General features: G+C 69.8%; 14 protein-coding genes. 8 read left to right on the top strand and 6 right to left on the bottom strand.

Annotated elements, in window-relative coordinates; genetic code table 11:
* Window positions 1-42: 42 nt before the first annotated feature.
* A complete protein-coding gene (locus ACFMRZ_RS12715) occupies window positions 43-1,281 on the top strand; it encodes a glycosyltransferase (protein WP_400179306.1) in 1,239 nt (412 codons plus the stop codon).
* A gap of 31 nt (window positions 1,282-1,312) precedes the next feature.
* On the opposite strand, the gene gatB is transcribed toward ACFMRZ_RS12715, so the two are convergent.
* The 4 genes from gatB to ACFMRZ_RS12735 all read right to left on the bottom strand — a co-directional run bounded on the left by gatB (window position 1,313) and on the right by ACFMRZ_RS12735 (window position 6,506).
* Window positions 1,313-2,824: an Asp-tRNA(Asn)/Glu-tRNA(Gln) amidotransferase subunit GatB gene (gene gatB, locus ACFMRZ_RS12720; protein WP_280271542.1), complete on the bottom strand. Its 1,512-nt coding sequence runs from the start codon at window positions 2,822-2,824 to the stop codon at window positions 1,313-1,315.
* A gap of 77 nt (window positions 2,825-2,901) precedes the next feature.
* Window positions 2,902-5,394: an FtsX-like permease family protein gene (locus tag ACFMRZ_RS12725; protein ID WP_400179307.1), complete on the bottom strand. Its 2,493-nt coding sequence runs from the start codon at window positions 5,392-5,394 to the stop codon at window positions 2,902-2,904.
* Window positions 5,391-6,113: an ABC transporter ATP-binding protein gene (locus tag ACFMRZ_RS12730; RefSeq protein ID WP_400179308.1), complete on the bottom strand. Its 723-nt coding sequence runs from the start codon at window positions 6,111-6,113 to the stop codon at window positions 5,391-5,393. Before ACFMRZ_RS12730 ends, ACFMRZ_RS12725 begins: the two co-directional genes overlap by 4 nt.
* Before the next feature lie 72 nt (window positions 6,114-6,185).
* Window positions 6,186-6,506 (bottom strand): hypothetical protein, encoded by a 321-nt coding sequence (locus tag ACFMRZ_RS12735; RefSeq protein ID WP_400179309.1) that lies wholly within the window; start codon window positions 6,504-6,506, stop codon window positions 6,186-6,188.
* Between the two features lie 183 nt (window positions 6,507-6,689).
* On the opposite strand from ACFMRZ_RS12735, the gene ACFMRZ_RS12740 reads away from it, so the two are divergent.
* The 7 genes from ACFMRZ_RS12740 (at window position 6,690) to ACFMRZ_RS12770 (ending at window position 15,637) form a co-directional block, all read left to right on the top strand.
* The gene (locus ACFMRZ_RS12740) at window positions 6,690-8,045 is read left to right on the top strand and encodes a sensor histidine kinase (RefSeq protein ID WP_400179310.1); all 1,356 of its coding nucleotides are present in this window, start codon (window positions 6,690-6,692) and stop codon (window positions 8,043-8,045) included.
* Window positions 8,042-8,755, top strand: coding sequence for a response regulator transcription factor (locus ACFMRZ_RS12745; RefSeq protein ID WP_280271537.1), 714 nt, complete (start codon window positions 8,042-8,044; stop codon window positions 8,753-8,755). Before ACFMRZ_RS12740 ends, ACFMRZ_RS12745 begins: the two co-directional genes overlap by 4 nt.
* Before the next feature lie 72 nt (window positions 8,756-8,827).
* Window positions 8,828-12,211 (top strand): protein kinase, encoded by a 3,384-nt coding sequence (locus ACFMRZ_RS12750; RefSeq protein WP_400179311.1) that lies wholly within the window; start codon window positions 8,828-8,830, stop codon window positions 12,209-12,211.
* Entirely contained in the window at window positions 12,201-13,142 is a 942-nt protein-coding gene (locus ACFMRZ_RS12755; RefSeq protein ID WP_400179312.1) for a hypothetical protein, read from the top strand. The genes ACFMRZ_RS12750 and ACFMRZ_RS12755 overlap by 11 nt, the downstream gene beginning before the upstream one ends.
* Window positions 13,143-13,411: 269 nt before the next feature.
* A complete protein-coding gene (locus ACFMRZ_RS12760; RefSeq protein WP_400179313.1) occupies window positions 13,412-14,251 on the top strand; it encodes a hypothetical protein in 840 nt (279 codons plus the stop codon).
* Between the two features lie 67 nt (window positions 14,252-14,318).
* The gene (locus ACFMRZ_RS12765; RefSeq protein ID WP_280275609.1) at window positions 14,319-15,350 is read left to right on the top strand and encodes an ATP-dependent 6-phosphofructokinase; all 1,032 of its coding nucleotides are present in this window, start codon (window positions 14,319-14,321) and stop codon (window positions 15,348-15,350) included.
* Between the two features lie 65 nt (window positions 15,351-15,415).
* Window positions 15,416-15,637 carry a hypothetical protein gene (locus ACFMRZ_RS12770; RefSeq protein WP_400179314.1) on the top strand — a complete coding sequence of 74 codons (222 nt, stop codon included), beginning with the start codon at window positions 15,416-15,418 and terminating at the stop codon, window positions 15,635-15,637.
* Window positions 15,638-15,645: 8 nt separating this feature from the next.
* On the opposite strand, the gene ACFMRZ_RS12775 is transcribed toward ACFMRZ_RS12770, so the two are convergent.
* Both ACFMRZ_RS12775 and ACFMRZ_RS12780 read right to left on the bottom strand, forming a co-directional pair.
* Window positions 15,646-16,440, bottom strand: coding sequence for an NAD(P)H-binding protein (locus ACFMRZ_RS12775; protein ID WP_400179315.1), 795 nt, complete (start codon window positions 16,438-16,440; stop codon window positions 15,646-15,648).
* The gene (locus tag ACFMRZ_RS12780; protein WP_400179316.1) at window positions 16,437-17,057 is read right to left on the bottom strand and encodes a TetR/AcrR family transcriptional regulator; all 621 of its coding nucleotides are present in this window, start codon (window positions 17,055-17,057) and stop codon (window positions 16,437-16,439) included. The genes ACFMRZ_RS12775 and ACFMRZ_RS12780 overlap by 4 nt, the downstream gene beginning before the upstream one ends.
* Between the last annotated feature and the right edge of the window lie 31 nt (window positions 17,058-17,088).

The raw sequence follows: 17,088 nt of genomic DNA on the forward strand, positions 1-17,088 counted from the left end.
GCCTTTGGCCGGAGCCGGGCCGATCGAAACGGGAGTTGCCAAGTGCGTGTGGTGTTGTCGACGTACGGGTCGCGCGGGGACGTCGAGCCGATGGTGGCGTTGGCGATCCGGTTACGGGACCTCGGCGTCGAGGTGCGGCTGTGCGCACCGCCGGACTTCGAGGAACGGGTGGCGGAGGTCGGGGTACCGATGATCCCGGTCGGCCCGTCGGTCCGTCGGATGCTGGCGGGAGGCACACAGTCGACGGAGGAACTGCTCGACCGTGCGGCGGAGTTGATCGCGGCGCAGTTCGATACCGTCGCCGCGGCGGCCGAGGGGTGCGATGTGCTGGTAGCGGCCGGGCAGTTCCCGGCCGCGGCCGGGGCGCACTCCGTGGCCGAGAAACTGGGAATTCGCTACGTATACGCCAGTTTTCAGCAATTGACCTTGCCCTCGCCGCATCGCCCGCCGCCCTATCCGGGCTGGCGGTTCCCACCGGAGACCGGCAACCGCGAGCTGTGGGACCTGGACGCCCGCAACATCGACGCGCTATTCGGGCCGGCCCTCAATACCCAGCGGGCCGCGGGCGGTCTGCCACCGCTGCACGATATCCGCGACCACACCTTCACCGACCGGCCGTGGCTCGCGACGGACCCGGTGCTGGATCCGTGGCAGGAACCGGCCGACCTCGACGTGGCGCAGACCGGTGCGTGGATCCTGCCGGACGCACGCCCGCTGCCCGCCGATCTGGCGGCGTTCCTGGACGCCGGCGCACCACCGGTGTACGTGGGTTTCGGCAGCATGCCGATGGCCGCCTCGGACATCACGCAGGCCACGGTCGAGGCCATCCGGGCGCAGGGCCGCCGGGTGGTCGTGTCCCACGGCTGGGCCGAGCCGGCGCCGACCGGCGCGCGGGAGGACTGCCTCACCATCGGCGATGTGAATCACCAAGCGCTGTTCGATCGGGTGGCGGCCGTCGTGCATCACGGCGGTGCGGGCACCACGACGGCTGCGGCGCGCGCCGGAACTCCGCAGGTAGTGATACCGCAGTTGGCCGATCAACCGTACTGGGCCCGCCGGGTGGCCGAGCTGCGCATCGGCGCGGCGTTCGGTCCGGGATCGGCTCCGGCTCCCGAATCGCTCTCGGCCGCATTCGAGATCGCCCTGGCCCCGGAAACCCGGACGCGCGCCGCCACCGTGGCCGAGTCGCTTCGCATGGGTGGGACGGCCGTGGCGGCGGCGATGCTGGTCGTCAAGGACGAAGCACCGACGGACGGCGGGACCTGGCCGATCCTGTGGTGAGTTCGGATCGGCCGGTCCGCGGTGACGGGCGTCAGGCCGCGCCGCAGGCGGTGAGTACCAGTTCGCGGACGCGGGCGGCGTCGGCCTGACCGCGGGTGGCCTTCATGACGTCGCCGACGATCTTGCCGGCGGCCTGCACCTTGCCGGAGCGGATCTTGTCGGCGATGTCGGGGTTGGCGGCGAGGGCCTTGTCCACCTCCGCCTGCAGGGCCGAGTCGTCGGAGACCATGCCCAGGCCCTTGGCCTCGACGATCTGGCCCGGCTCGCCCTCACCTGCCAGCACGAAGTCGACGACCTGACGGGCGACCTTGCTGTTGATGGTCTTGGCGTCCACCAGCGCCACCACCTCGGCGACCTGCTTCGGGGTGATCGGCAGCTCCTCCAGGGTGACCTCGCGCTCCTTGGCCCGCTCGGTCAGGGTGTTCACCCACCAGGAACGAGCGGCATCGACGGAGGTGCCGGCATCGACGGTGGCGATGATCAGATCGAGCGCACCGGCATTGATCAGGTCGCGGAAGACCTCGTCCGACAGACCCCAGTCGGCCTGGATGCGGGCCCGGCGCAGCCACGGGTACTCCGGGATGGTGCCGCGCAGCTCGTCCACCCAGGCGGCATCCGGCGCGACGGGCTCGAGGTCGGGCTCCGGGAAGTAGCGGTAGTCCTCGGCGGTTTCCTTGACGCGGCCCGGGGAGGTGCTGCCGTCGGTCTCGTGGAAGTGCCTGGTCTCCTGGATCACTGTGCCGCCGGAGGCGAGCACCGCGGCCTGGCGGCGCATCTCGTAGCGCACCGCCACCTCGACGCTGCGCAGCGAGTTGACGTTCTTGGTCTCGGTGCGGGTGCCGAAGACGGTGGCGCCCTTGGGCATCAGCGACACGTTGGCGTCGCAGCGCAGCGAGCCCTGCTCCATCTTCACGTCCGACACTCCGAGCGACTTCAGCAGATCCCGCAGCGCGGTGACGTAGGCGCGGGCCACCTCGGGCGCGCGGTCGCCGGCGCCGGTGATCGGCTTGGTGACGATCTCGATCAGTGGCACGCCGGCGCGGTTGTAGTCCAGCAGCGAGTGGCTGGCGCCGTGGATGCGGCCGGTGGCGCCGCCCACGTGCACCGACTTGCCGGTGTCCTCCTCCATGTGGGCGCGCTCGATCTCCACACGGAAGGTGGTGCCGTCGTCGAGGGGCACCTCGAGGTGGCCGTTGGTGGCGATCGGCTCGTCGTACTGGCTGATCTGATAGTTCTTCGGCTGGTCGGGGTAGAAGTAGTTCTTGCGCGCGAACCTGCCCCACGGGGTGATCGAGCAGTTGAGCGCCAAGCCGATGCGGATGGCCGACTCGACGGCCTTCTGGTTCACCACCGGCAGCGAGCCCGGCAGGCCCAGGCACACCGGGCACACCTGGGTGTTCGGCTCGGCGCCGAAGGCCGTCGGGCACCCGCAGAACATCTTGGTCTCGGTGCCCAGTTCGACGTGGACCTCCATGCCCAGCACCGGCTCGTACCGGTCGACGACGTCGGCATAGTCCATCAAGTCCACCGTGGGTGCAGTCATGTCCCTCAGTCTAAGTAAGGCGGCCCCGGTGACCCTCACCCGCCCGAGCCGGGTGAGGGTTCCCCTCCTCTTCCCGATCAGTCGGCGGCAATGGCCTCGACGATCGGCATCCGGGCCGCGCGGAGGGCCGGTGGGATGGCGCCCAGCAGAGCCAGGATCAGCGCGGCGGCACCGTAGACGAACAGGATCGGGCTCGGCCGGTAGACCACGTCGATGGTCATGGCCTGACCCATCGCGAGGGTGGCGAGATACTGCACGGCAGCGCCCGTGACCAATCCGATTGCGGCACCTGCCACTCCGATGCCGACGGCCTCGGTGATCACCGTGCGCAGCAGGAAGCGGCGGCTGGTGCCCATCGCGCGCAGCACGCCGAGTTCGCGGCGGCGTTCCAGCACCGACAGCATCAATGTATTGAGCAGCGCGGCGGTGGATACCAGGACCACGATCCAGAGAATCGAGCCGGACAGCGACGTACCCTGTTGCACGCCTTGGGATACCGCGGCCACCGCCTCCTGCCCCGTGTCGACGGCGATGTCCGGTCCGGCGACCTGACGTAGCGCGGCCAGCACCACGGCCTCGTCGGCGCCCGGTGTGAAATCGACGCCGAGGATCGTCTCGCCGGGCCGCTCGTACCACTGCCGCATGATGTCGATGTCCAGCAGCACGATGCCGGAGACGGCCGAGAAGTACGGGATGACCTGCAGCACCCGGACGTTGTGGATGCCGGTGGGAGTCGGCATGTCCAGCGTCGACCCCTGTTCGACGCCCAGTGATTTGGCGACATCTCGCGACAGCACCACGCCCTCACCGGACGCCATCTGCTTCGGCACGGCCGGGTCCAGGCCGCCGATCAGGGAGGAGCGCACACCGTTCTCGTAGGCCTGCAGCATCACCCGGTCGCGACCGAGCGTGGCGAACGCCATCTGGGCGGAGCCGACATTCGCCACGCCGGGCACCGCGCGGATCCGATCCCGCAGGTCGATCGGAAGCAGTGGGCCGGTGGGGAATTCGGCCAGCGCCGACGGGCTCACATAGGCGTCGCGGTCGGCGAGGTCCTGGAACGACGCGGCCGCCGAATCGACCAGGTTGCGAGATGCGCCGCCCATCGCGACCGTCGCGGTGACGCCGATCATGACCGTCATCGTGGTCGCCCAGACTCGGCGCGGAGCACGCTCGACGGTCGTCGCGCCCAGAGCGCCCGGGGCACCGAACAATCGCGCGATCCCCGCGGCCATCCGGATGATCGGCCCGGACGCCGCGAAGCACAGCCCCACCGCCCCCGCGATCGACAGGGAGATCGCCGCCAGGGACAACCTGCCCAGCTTCGCCTCCGCGACGAACACCGCCGCCACGAGCATGGCCACACCGGTAAACCCGGCCAGCCACCGCAGCAGCGGAGGCACCAGGTCGGCCTTCGACACCCCCACCGGCGCCAGCGCCTCGATCGGCTCCACCTTGTAGATCTGGCGGGCGGCGATCGAGGCCGCCGCCACGCTCGCGATGACGCAGGCGGCGACCGCGATCGGAATCGCGTACCACGGCACCATGTACTCGGTGCGCGACTCCACCGCGGCCACCATCGCCGACGGGATCTTGTCGATCGCGGTGCGCCCCGCGAACATTCCGATCACCGCCCCGATGGCGCCGCCCACCACACCCAGCAGGGCGGCCTCGGCGATCAGGTCGCGCACCATGGGCCCGCGCCGACCGCCGATGGCGCGCAGCAGCGAGAGCATCGGACGCCGTTGCGCCACGGCCATACTCATCGCGTTGTAGATGAGGAATCCCGAGACGATCAACGCGGCGGCCGAGGCCATCGTGGTCGAGTAGCGCACCAGTTGGATCGCGCCACCGGCCTGCGCCGTCCGCAGGCTCGGATCCGCCACCACCGCTCGCCCGTTCACGACCGCGGTCAGGTCCGAACGCAGTTGTGCGACATCGGTATCCGGCTTCGGGACGATCTGGACGGAATCCAGCATGCCGGTGCGGTGCACCAGTTGCTGCGCCAGCGGCAGGGTGGCGACGACGATATGCCCGCCGTTGAGATCTTTCGAGGCGGCCTCGTCGAGCACGCCCGCGACCGTGACGGTGGACGATCCGAGTTGGAATCGTTCGCCTTCGGCATGCCCGAGGGCAGCGCCGACGAGCACACCGTTGGGCACCGACAGCAGCTTCGCCGCGTCCGCGCGCATCGGGCCGTCCAGGTCGCTGCCCAGCGATGCCACACTCGCGTCGGCGCCGACCAGCAGCGTCCGATCGCCGTGGGTGCCCACTCGGGTGCGCAGCATCGGGACGGCGGCCTCGACGCCGGGCACCGCCCGGAGCTGCGGCAGCAGTTGCTGATCGAAGCCGGATTCGGTGATGCCGGAGATCTCCAGTTGCGCTTTGCCGCCGAGGGCGTGGGTGAGCTTCTCCACTGATCCGGTGACCGAGCCGGCGATGCTCAGTACGGCGACCAGCAGCGCGGCCGACACCGCCATCACCGCCATCGACATGAGGGTGCGGCCGCGGTGGATGAGTAGTTCGCCGATGTTGAACAGCCGCAGCCGATCCCAGCCCGCACCGATCACGCGCGCACCGCCTTCTCGATCTCGGCGACGCTCGCGTGCCCGCGCTCGACCTTGTCGTTCGAGCCGATTCGGCCGTCGCGCAGGGTGATCACCCGGTCGCAGTACTGCACGGCACCCATGTCGTGGGTGACCATGACGACCGAATTACCGGTGCCCGTGATCTCGCCGAGGAGTTCGAGAATTGCCGCGCCGGTCTTGGAATCGAGATTGCCCGTGGGCTCGTCGGCCAGGATCAACGGCGGGTCCATGATCAGCGCGCGGGCCACGGCGACGCGCTGCATCTGGCCGCCGGACAGCTCGGCCGGGCGGTGGTCGGCGCGATCACCGAGGCCGACCATATTCAACAGCTCCAGCGCGCGTGGCTTGGCGCGGCGTAATCCGGTGCCGTCCAGCAGTTTCGGGATCGCGACATTCTCCCAGGCCGACATCGTCGGCAGCAGGTTGAAGAACTGGAACACGAAACCGACCCGGTGCCGCCGGAATTCGGACTGGCGGTTGTCGTCCAGCGAGCCGATTTCCTCGCCGCGGAACAGAATCGACCCCGAACTCGGCGTATCCAGCGCGCCCAGCAGGTGCAACAGGGTGCTCTTGCCGGATCCGGACGGGCCGATGATCGCGGTGAACTCCCCCGCCTCGATGCGCAGGCTCACGCCGTCCAGCGCACGCACCTGCTGCTTTCCGACGAGGTATTCCTTGGTGACATCGGTCAGTTCCAACACGGCGGTCGCCTCTCTGTCGTTCTGCGGCGCTGTACTACTCGCGCCGGCATGCTGCTGGCTGTCGGTGCCGGATCAGGAGGCCAGTGCCCGCGACTCCCGCCAGCGGCGGGCGTCCTGGGCGTCCAGCACGGCCCGGAGCACGGGCTGCTCGGCAGCCAGCTCGAGGTATGCCTCGGCGGCAGACTGCCCCACCACCTGGGCCTGATCCAGCTTTGCGCGCATGTGGTTGTCCCACTGGTACTGCAGCGCGGCCAGCACGCCGGCGGGTCCGCCGAAGAGCCGGTCGCAGTCGGGAAGGTCGTAGAACAGGCCTGGGGTGGCCGGGTCCGCGGCCGCGCGGGCGAGTACCTCGTGCAGGATTTCGGTACGAGCGTGCAGATCCTTCCACGTCATCGCACCCACCTCCTCTGTACGTGTGCCCGCCGCTCACCACCGGGCACGGTGCCTTTCACGCTACGGCGACCGGGCCGCGCATTCGTCGTGCCGCGGACGAGACTTCCACTCCTACCGTGGTAGGAGAACCGGTGCGTTCACGGCACGATGCCGCGGCCCCGGGCGGGCAGTTAGCCTTGCAGGATGGCTGTGACCGACGCCACCGCGCAGAGCGAGACCGGGCCGACCGGTACCGCACCGCAGTCGCGGCTGCCCGGCCGGATCAGCGCCCGGTTCCGCGAATTCCTGCACGACCCGGTGAATTCGGTCCGCCGCAAGATCGAGGACAGCAGCTACGACTACCCGGCCTCGGTGGTCTACACCGCCGACGGCGCGATGATCATCACCGCGATCGCCGCGGCCGCGCTGCGCCACGACTATTTCGCCACGACACTGCCGTTCGTCGCGGTGGCGATCCTGATGCTGTGCTACCCGATCATCTTCCTGTTCGATCTGGAGCCGCACCCCGTCGTGCTGGCCGGTTCGGCCATGACGGCCGCGGCGATCTTCCTGGCCCAGCCGGTATCTCCCGACTGTGCGCCCTTAGTACTGACGGTGGTGGTGGGCGAGGTCGCGGCCATCGCCCCGAAGAAGATCAGCATCGCGGCCACCATCGCCGCCCTGCTCCAACTACTCGCCTTCGCCGCTATGGGCACCGTGGAGGGCGGGCTGCCGATGTATCTGGTCGGCATCGTGCTGGGCTGGATGGTCGGGCTGATGCTGCAGTTTCAGCGCCGATTCCTCTATCAGGAGCGGGAGAATCAGGAAATTCGCGCGATCCGCGCGGCCGACGAGGAGCGCCGCCGCATCGCCCGGGAGGTGCACGACGTGATCGCGCACTCGCTCAGTGTCACCATGCTGCACCTGACCGCCGCCCGCCACGCCCTGCAGACCGACCGCGACGTGGACGAGGCGGTGGACGCGCTCACCGACGCCGAACGCCTCGGCCGCCAGGCCATGTCCGATATCCGCCGCACGGTCGGCCTGCTCGATCAGCGCCCGTCCAGCAGCACCCCGGAACCAGGGCTCGACGACATCGACGGTCTGGTAACGGATTTCGTGCGCGCGGGCCTTCCTGTCGACTGCGCGATCACCGGCGACACCACCGCGGTCTCGGCGACCACGGGCCTAGCGCTGTACCGGATCAGCCAGGAGTCATTGGCCAATGTCGCGAAACACGCGCCCGGCGCGGAGGTCGTTCTCCGCATCGAGGTGACCGAGGCGGACGTGACGGCCACGGTGACCAACACCCTGCCCGGCTGGACCGTGCACCGCGGCGGCGGCATGGGCATCTCCGGTATGCGCCAGCGGGCCACCCTGCTGGGCGGCACACTGACCTCCGGCCCGCACGACGGCAATTCCTGGCAGGTACGCGCGCACATCCCGCTCGGCGCCGGCAAGTCGGCGAGCAGTTGCGTGGTCACCGGCGTGGAGGATCCGCTGCGGGTCGTGCGCGATGCCTTCGTTTCGATAACCAGGAAAACGCAGGAGGGCACGTGACATCGGGAGCGGATACCGCGGGCAGCGCGGTGGAGGCGGAGGCCGGCACCATCACGGTCCTCGTGGTCGACGATCAGGAACTGGTGCGCGGCGGACTGCGCCGCATCCTGCGCCGCCGCGACGGCTTCGCCGTCACCGAATGCTCCGACGGCGACGAGGTGCCTTCAGCGGTAACCGCACAGCGCCCCGACGTGGTGCTGATGGATCTGCGGATGAAACGAGTCGGCGGTATCGACGCCACCCGCCTGCTCCGCGCTCGCGAAGGAGCGCCCCCGGTGCTGGTGCTGACCACCTTCGACGACGACCAACTGCTGTCGGGCGCACTGCGTGCAGGCGCGGCCGGGTTCCTGCTCAAGGACTCTCCCGCCGAGGATCTCATCCGCGCGGTCCGCACCGTCGCCGCGGGCGGTTCGTGGCTCGACCCGTCGGTCACCGGACGCGTGCTCTCGGCGTATCGGTCGGTGCGCCCCACCCCGTCGAAGGCACAGAACCGGCTCGCCGAACTGACCGCCCGCGAGTTCGAGGTGCTCCGGCTGATCGGCCGCGGGCGTGTCAACTCCGAAATCGCCGACGAGCTCGGCATCTCGGAGGTGACGGTAAAGAGCCACGTAGGGCACATTTTCGGGAAGCTCGGGTTAAGGGATCGGGCCGCGGCGATCGTGTACGCGTTTGACCACGGCGTGGTCGCACCCGGAGAATCGGCAGTCTGAGGGGCAGGCACAACCCCGGTGACACACCGGGCACGGGTTTCGCACCCTGCCCAGGATGTGGAGGTTGCACCGGTGGACGCACCGCGGTCGCGGGCCGGCGACAGATTCGGCCCGTACGAGCTGCGCTCGCTGCTGGGCAGAGGCGGCATGGGCGAGGTCTACGAGGCCTATGACACCAACAAGGACCGGGTCGTCGCGCTGAAGCTGCTGCCGGGGGCACTGGCGGAGGATCCGGCGTACCAGGCCCGGTTTCGCCGCGCATCACAGGCCACGGCCGGATTGGCGGAGCCGCACGTCATCCCGATTCACAACTGGGGCGAGATCAACGGCATTCTCTACATCGACATGCGGCTGGTGCGCGGCGACAATCTGCGCACGCTGCTGCGCCGGCACAGCCCGATGGACCCGGACCGCGCCGTCGCGTTGGTCGAGCAGGTCGCGGCGGCCCTCGACGCCGCGCATGTCGCGGGTGTGGTGCACCGCGATGTCAAACCCGCCAATATCCTGGTCACCGCAGCGGATTTCGCGTACCTGGCCGATTTCGGCATCTCCCGCAGCGAGGGCGACAGCAGCGTCACGCTGGTCGGCACCGCGGCCGGGACCTATACGTACATGGCGCCGGAACGATTCGACGTCGGTCCGGTCACCGGCCGCGCCGACGTCTACTCCCTGGCCTGCGTGCTGCATGAATGCCTCACGGGCGCACCGCCGTACCCGTCGAAGAATGTGAGCGCCCTGATCCGCGCCCACCTGTCCGATCCGCCGCCGCGGCCCAGTCTGCAACGCTCGGACGTCCCGCCCGCGTTGGACGCGGTGATCGCGCACGCGATGGCCAAGGCACCCGACGGCCGTTACGCCACCGCCGGCGAGTTCGCGGGCGCCGCGCGCGCGGCATTCGGGCTGTCGGTGGGCTACGGCCGCGATACGGCCGACACCGGAACCATCGCAACCCCCGTCTACGACGGCCCCGACATGTTCGCCGAGGACACAAGCCACCAGGTCGAGGACGACTACGAGCCCGACCGCTACGCCCGTAGCACCGGCGAATTCGCCTCCGTGGCAGGCGATTTCGATGACTACGACCCTACACCCCCCGAATCCGAGGCAGTACAGCCGTTCCCGCCCGCCGATCCGATCCCGCCGCGCGGCCGGTACCTGGTCGGCCACGGCCCCGACGCCGAAGACACGCCGACGCGCGCCGGCTCGCGAGCACCGGAGAATACCGACCGTCCCCGGCCATTCAGCCTCGACCGGGCACCAACCGAACCTCCAGCCCCCTCACGTGCCGACGCCGAAAGCCCATGCGGCCCCGCCGCAGGAAACCAGCCCGGCCCCACTACCGGCAGTCCGGCCGACCCCGCTGCCGGAACCCCCGACAGCCATACTGCCGAAAACCTGGCGAGCCCCGCTCTCGGAAACCCGGCCAACTCCGCTCCTGGAAACCCAGCCAGCCGCACTACTGGAAACCCGGCCAACTTCGCTCCCGGAGACCTGGCCAGCCGCACTGCCGGAAACTTCGCCAGCTCTGCCCCCGGTACCCCGGCCGACCGCACTGCCGGGACCGCCACGGGCGGAGCCGGAATGGAGCCCACCACACCGGCTCGGGAACCGAATTTGTTCCAGCCCTTCGGGCCGGAGGGTCCGACCATTCCCGCCCGGTTCCCGCCGCGCGGCCCGGCCATCACTCCCGACAGCGAGGCTTCGCCACCGGCCGGGCAGCCCACCACCGTCATGCGGACCGGAGCGGAGGAATCTGCGACGGGTCTGCCGCAGCGGCGTCCCGCCGGTCCCGCGAGCCCCGAAACCGCTGGTACACAACGCCGCTCGCAACCGGGCGAGGATGCCGGACGCCGTTCCCCCGCCACCGGGTTCCCGACCACGGGGACCCTGCGCATCATTCCGCCCGCCGACCCGGACCGGGATCGCGATACCTCCGGCGACCTCCCGGTGATCCGCCCGACGGACCCGACGCAGGTGCGCCCGGGCGAGTTCGAATTCACCCCATTAGCGGGGAAATCCGCTCACCCCGCGCCGGCCGACCCCGAACCCAGCGGCGAGTACATCGAGCCCGCGAGCGCCTACCCACTACACGAGTCCGACGACTACGTCCACGACTACGCCGGACCCGAGCCCGACTACACCCGGCGCATCGACCCTCACACCGGACCCGGCAACACTTACTCCCAGCCCGGCAACGCCTACGCCGGACCCGGCAACACCTACGCCCAGCCCGACGAGGCCCACGCCGAATCCGACAACACTTACGCCCGGCCCGGTGACGCCCACACCGGACCCGGCAACACCTACGCCCGGCCCGGCGACGACCACACCGGACCGGACGACCTCTACGCCCGGCCCGACGACCCCCATGCCGGACCCGACGACAACTACGTTCGATCCGACGACCATTACGCCCGGGCCGACGGCACCTACGCCGGACCCGAGGACGACTACGCCAGGACCGAGACCGACTACCCCGGCACTGACGACACCTTCCCCCGCGGCAACGACCCATACGCCGAACGCGACGACGCATACACCCGACCCAGCGACGCCTACACCCGGCCCGACGACACCTACCCCGGATCCAACGACGCATACCCACGATCCGAGGACGACTACACCCGGACCGATGCCGATTACCCCGGCCCCGATAGCACCTACCCCCGCGGCAACGACGCATACACCGACGACCCCTACGCCCCCACCGAGGCCAACTACGCCGGACCCGGCGACGACTACTCAGACCCCGGCGGCAACCACCCCCGCCCTGACGGCACCTACCCCCAACCCGACGCCTACGCACACTCCGCATACACCAGATCCGACGCGAATTACCGCCACCCCGACGACGACTACCGGCACCCCCAGGCCTACGGCGACGAGTACGAGGAATACGACTACGCCTTCGGCCCCCACCCCGACTACGACCGTGCCGCACCCGAGTACGACGACGGCTACGGCGGCTCCCGCAAGCGCTCCATCGTCCTGCCGATCGTGCTCTGCGTGCTGGCCGTGGCCTTCGCGGCGGTGGCGGCGACCGTCGGCTGGCGGTTCGTGAGCAAGCCGGGCAGTTCCGCCCCGTCGGTGGCCTCGGGCCCGGCCGACTCGAATGTCCCGGTCTCCCAACCGCCTCCGCAGACCGCCCCGAGCAGCGGCACGTCCACCACGACCACCACCGCGGCCGTGCCCGCCGGCGCCACCGAGTGCCAGGGCGGCGCCCGCTCGCAGGGCAAATACGCGAAATCGGCGACGGGCACGGCGGTCACGTCGTGCGCGTTCGCCGAGGCGGTCCGCGCGGCCTACGCCGCGGAGGCGGAATCCGGTTCCGGCACACCGACCTCCGTGGTCGCGGTCAGTCCGGTCACCGGCCGGTCGTACACGATGAACTGCTCACCGTCGGGCCGGGTTATCACCTGTACCGGTGGCGAGAACGCGGTGGTGTATGTCTACTGAGGTGAAGTGTTTCCGGCGCAAAGGGTTTCGGTGGGCGCTGCTGGCGGTGTCGACAGCGACGATCTCGGCGTGCACGGCGCACGCCGGTGCGCCGATCCCGGTGGACGAGGAGCCGGTCGTGATCGCGGCCCCGACCGTGAACGAGGCGGCGCAGCAGCCCGCACCGCATCGCATCGGTGACGACCGCGCCGTCCCGAACTCGCTGGCCAACGAATTCGCCGCGCTCCAGGCCGAATTGCCGGGCACCATGGGACTGGCCGTGATGCCGGTCGGCGGCGACCGCGTCATCACCCTCGGCAATTGGACCACCGGCATCGCCTGGTCGACCATCAAGGTCCCGCTGGCGCTGGCGGCATTGCGCAATGATCCGGACGGCCTGTTCGACACCGCGTCGGCGGCGATCACCGCGTCGGACAACGAAGCGGCCCAGCAACTGTGGGACGCCATCGGCGGCGGCGATCGAGCGGCCGAAGCGGTGGAGGCCGTACTGCGCGAATCCGGGGACACCACAACCGATGTCGCCGATCGGCACAATCCGGAGGCGCGCGAGACGGTCGACGACCCGCTGGCCTTCGGCGCGACCGTCTGGACGCTGCTCAACCAGGTCCGCTTCGCCAGCCGCCTGCCGTGCCTGCACCAGGCGGCGCGGGTGGTGGACCTGATGGGTGAGATCACCTCGAGCCAGTCCTGGGGCCTGGGCGCGTTCGTCGGCGCCGAGTACAAAGGCGGCTGGGGGCCTGACGACGAGACCGGCGCGTACCTGGTCCGCCAGTTCGGCCTCGTCCCCACGTGGTCCGGGCAGTTGGCAGTGGCCTTTGCCGCACAGCCGGATTCGGGCACGTTCGAGGACGGCACCGCGATGCTCGACAAGATGGCCGCCTTGCTGGCCAAACACATCCGCGAACTGGGCGGCGGCGAATGCCGGAAGTGAGCGGGTCCGCCGTCGCATATGCGACACCGTGAGTTGCGGCATTTGACCGCTGCGCCCGGAAAGCACACAATGCCTCGACTGACGGGTGTCCGGGTGGCGGGCCGCCCCGTGATGGTGGAGGTGAACCGGTGGACGCAGCACACAGGCGTCCGGACGGCCGTTCCGGTCGGGCCGAAAAATGCCCACTGCCAGGCATTTTCGGTGCAGGGACGACAAGCACCGGGCGAATATCACCGCGTGCCGGGGGAATTCGCCGACGACTGACCGCGGTGCTGTGCGGCGCGCTGGTCCTGGGCGCCGCCGCCTGCTCCTCCCCCACCGATACCGACCCGCTCACCACGGCGACGCGCCCCGCCAACGCCACCATCGGCGCGATGGTGGCACTGCCCGGCACGCTGGCCGCCGACTTCAAGGACCTCCAGCCGGCGCTGGGCGGCCACGCCGGTATCGCCCTGATGCCGGTGGGCGGTGAGCGGATGACGTCCATGGGCGACTGGACCTCGGGTCCGGCCTGGTCGACGATGAAAGTGCCGCTGACACTGGCGGTGCTGCGCACCAACGGCAACACCGGCACCTATCAGATGTCGGCGGCCATCACCGAATCCGACAACAGCGCCGCCGACGGCCTGTGGCAGTCGCTCGGCGCGCCGGACAAGGCGGCGCAGGCCGTGGAGGCGGTGCTGCGCGAGGGCGGCGACACCACCACCGAGGTGCCCTCGACGCGCAGCCGCGCGGAGTACTCCGCCTTCGGGCAGGCCGAGTGGTCACTGGCCGACCAGGTGCGATTCGCCTCCCGGCTCCCCTGCCTGCCCGACGCCGAGACCGTTGTCGGCCTGATGGGCAAGGTGGTGTGGGGCCAGCAGTGGGGCATCGGTCGCCTGGACAACGCCGAGTACAAGGGCGGCTGGGGTCCGGACCCGAGCGGCAGCTACCTGGTCCGCCAGTTCGGGCTGGTGACGACGTCGTCCGGGCAGATGGCGATCGCCCTTGCGGCGCAAGCCAATTCGGGCGGATTCGAGGACGGCACGCAGATCCTGAACAAGCTGGGCGCGCTGGTCGGCAAGCATCTCGGTGAGCTGCCCGCCGGGCAGTGCCCCGCCGGGCGCTGAGCACTGTAACCGAGGGTTCACGGGGCCGGGGCTGCGCTGCCGCGGTGCGCCCGGCAAGATAGCGGGCATGCGCATCGGAGTCTTGACCGGAGGCGGGGACTGCCCAGGCTTGAACGCGGTCATCCGGGCAGTCGTTCGCACCGCGAACGGCCGCTACGGCGACGCGATCGTCGGTTTTCAGGACGGTTGGCGCGGCCTACTCGAGGATCGCAAGATCCAGATCCAGAACGACGACCGCACCGACCGCCTGCTCACCAAGGGCGGCACCATGCTCGGCACCGCGCGCACCAATCCCGACGTGTTGCGCGCCGGCCTCGGCCGGGTCAAACAGACCCTCGACGACAACGGCATCGAGGCCCTCATCCCGATCGGCGGCGAGGGCACGCTCACCGCCGCCAGCTGGCTCGCCGACGAAGGCGTCCCGGTGGTGGGCGTGCCCAAGACCATCGACAACGACATCGACTGCACCGACACCACGTTCGGTCACGACACCGCGATCACCATCGCCACCGACGCCATCGACCGGCTGCACACCACCGCCGAATCGCATCAGCGCGTGATGTTGGTGGAGGTGATGGGCCGGCACGCCGGATGGATCGCGATGAACTCCGGCATCGCCTCCGGAGCGCATCTCACGCTGGTCCCCGAGGTGCCCTTCGACGTGGACGAGGTGTGCACCATGATCAAACGCCGCTTCCAGCGCGGGGATTCGCATTTCATCTGCGTGGTGGCCGAGGGCGCCAAGCCGACGGAGGGTTCGTTCCACCTGCGCGAGGGCGGCGTCGACGAGTACGGCCACGAGCGCTTCACCGGAGTCGCGCACCAGCTGGGCGTCGAGATCGAGCGCCGCATCGGCAAGGAGGTGCGCACCACCGTGCTCGGGCACGTGCAGCGCGGCGGCAAACCGACCGCGTTCGACCGGGTGCTGGCGACCCGGTTCGGCGTGCACGCCACAGAGGCAGTGCACGACGGACAGTTCGGGCAGATGGTGGCGCTGCAGGGCACCCAGATCGAACTGGTGCCGCTGGCGGAGGCGACCAAGCAGCTGAAGCTGGTGCCGGCGGACCGGCACGAGGAAGCGGCGGCGTTCTTCGGCTGAGCGTCGACTCCGGGTAACCCGGTACCGCTCACGCGGTGCCGCGAACCTGGATACGCTTACCCGGATTGGATCCCCACCCGGCCTTTCCGCGAAGAACGCTGGTAGCCACCATGATGTTCCTCTTCGACTGCACTGTAGATCCCGGTCCGCTGTCACCCGATCAAGCGCACGAGGCGATGCAGATCCACATGTGCTGCACCGTCGACGACTGCCGGGTGCGCAGGCGTGCCAGGCAGATCCTCGTCGATGGCGGGCACATGATCCTCGACGAACGTGCGACCCCCTGAAGCGAGCGCTACTCGAAGTCGGCGACGTGGTCGGCCGCCCACTGGGCGAATGTGCGTGCGGGCCTTCCGGTGACGGATTCGGAGGTGGGGCCGACCGGCGCGGGTGCGGCGCCGACCTCGGCCCACAGGTCGAGCACCGGCTTGTAGAGGAACTCGGCCGCCTGCTCGTAGCTGACCTGCTCGAGCCGCAGCGGCCGACCGAGCGCGGCGCTCAAGATCTCGACCATGCGGCGCAGCGACAGCGACTCCGGGCCGGTCAGCGGATAGATCTTGCCCTCGTGTCCGGGTTCGGTGAGCGCGGTGACCGCCGCGTCGGCGAGGTCGGCCTCGTGGATGGAGTTCTGCTGGACCTCCGGAAAGGGCAGCCGCACAACGCTTTCGGACTTGATCGAGGGCGCCCACCAGCGCCAGTTGGTGGCGAAGGCGCCGGGACGCAGGATGGTCAGCGGCAGTCCGGCGTCCTGGAGCGGGCGCTCGGCCGCGAGGTGACGATCGCCGATCGGGTTACCGGGCTCGGTCGCGGCGATCGAGGACAGCAGCGTGATGCGTTGCACACCACGGTCTTTCGCGGCGCGGGCGAATTCCTCGAGCCCTCGGTCGGCGGCGTACAGGAATACCCGGTCCACCCCGTCGAGGGCGGCGGCGGGGTCGGCCGGATCGAACCCGACCACCTCCACCCCCGGCGGCAGCGATGTGTCGCCGGGCTGGGAACTGGCCGCGCGCACCGATTCTCCGGCGGCGAGTAGTTTCTCGATGACGGTGCGGCCGACACTGCCGCGGGCGCCCGTGACGAGGATGCTCATCGATGTTCTCCTTCTTCGGTTTTCGGTGCTGCGAGGTGAGCGAGGATGCGGCGCAGCTGTTCCGCGTAGCGCTGCTCGAATTCCGGTGTCTGCGGGTCGATCCCGAACAGGTCGGCGACCATCCCGGGCAGCAGCACCGGGGCCATGACCATGCCCTGCAGCGCCAGATGGAAAGCGGCGGGGTCGATGTCGGCGGCGATCTCACCGCGTCGCTGACGGCGTTCGGTGTCGGCGATATCGTCCTGCGCCACCGAGGGCGGGGTCGGCGCCTGATCGGACAGCCCGCGCCACATCAGCAGCCGGACGCCGCGCGGGTCCGCGAGCAGTTGCCCCAGGTACCGGACGGCCAGCTCGCCGATGGGCAGCTCGGGATCGGCGAAGTCGGCCTCGCGGTCCAGCCACTGCTGTTGCAGCGCCTGGTACAGCCCGGCCTTGCCGCCGAAGTAGTAGGTGATCAGCTGCTTGTTGACACCGGCGCGGTCGGCGATCGCACTCACTCGCGCACCGGCGAAGCCGCGCGCCGAGAACTCGTCGAACGCGGCGTCGAGCAGGCAGCGCCGGGTGCGGTCGGCGTCGCGCCGACGGTCGGCGGGGTCGGGGGTCCGATGCGCTGGCACTCGGGCAGCGTAGCAAGTAATTTTACAATTG

This window comes from Nocardia sp. N2S4-5 (assembly GCF_044628355.1).
Taxonomy (GTDB): Bacteria; Actinomycetota; Actinomycetes; order Mycobacteriales; family Mycobacteriaceae; genus Nocardia; species Nocardia wallacei_B.